1 pseudogene is annotated in these 602 nt (G+C 45.2%); it reads right to left on the minus strand.

What is annotated here, in order from left to right:
• A pseudogene (locus AC5590_RS08910) lies at window positions 1–602 on the minus strand (aminomethyl-transferring glycine dehydrogenase); the annotation flags it as partial.

Genomic DNA, 602 nt, shown 5'->3' on the forward strand with positions numbered 1-602 from the left:
GGATATACCTACAGTAGTTGTGTTTAAAATGCGGATGTTTATTTTACGAGCTTCACAAGCTTGTAGAATCTCATCTAAACTGCGTTCTCCTAAATCGACTCGCAGGGTGTCAAAGAAATATTCAGAACCGATGCTGTAACCCAAACGTTTTAATCCTTTTGCCAGCATCACAGTCATCTGGTGGATATTCTCAGCAATTTTTTTGAGTCCAGCAGAACCGTGGTATACAGCATACATACTCGCCATGACTGCCAGTAACACCTGTGCTGTACAGATATTACTAGTCGCTTTTTCGCGACGAATATGTTGTTCACGGGTTTGTAAGGCAAGACGCAGTGCAGGTTTCCCTTGAGCATCTTTTGATACACCAACAATTCGCCCTGGTACTTGCCGCTTATACTCTTCTTTGGTGGCAAAGTAAGCTGCATGAGGACCCCCGTAGCCCAAGGGAATACCAAAACGCTGAGTGCTTCCTACGGCAATATCAGCGCCAAATTCACCTGGGGGTGTTAGCAAAGTCAGACTTAAGGGATCTGCTGCTACCGTGACCAATGCTCCCATAGCATGGGCTTTTTCTATAAAAGCGCGGTAGTCATAGATTG

The organism is Brasilonema octagenarum UFV-OR1, from assembly GCF_963888615.1.
Classification (GTDB): Bacteria; Cyanobacteriota; Cyanobacteriia; order Cyanobacteriales; family Nostocaceae; genus Brasilonema; species Brasilonema sennae.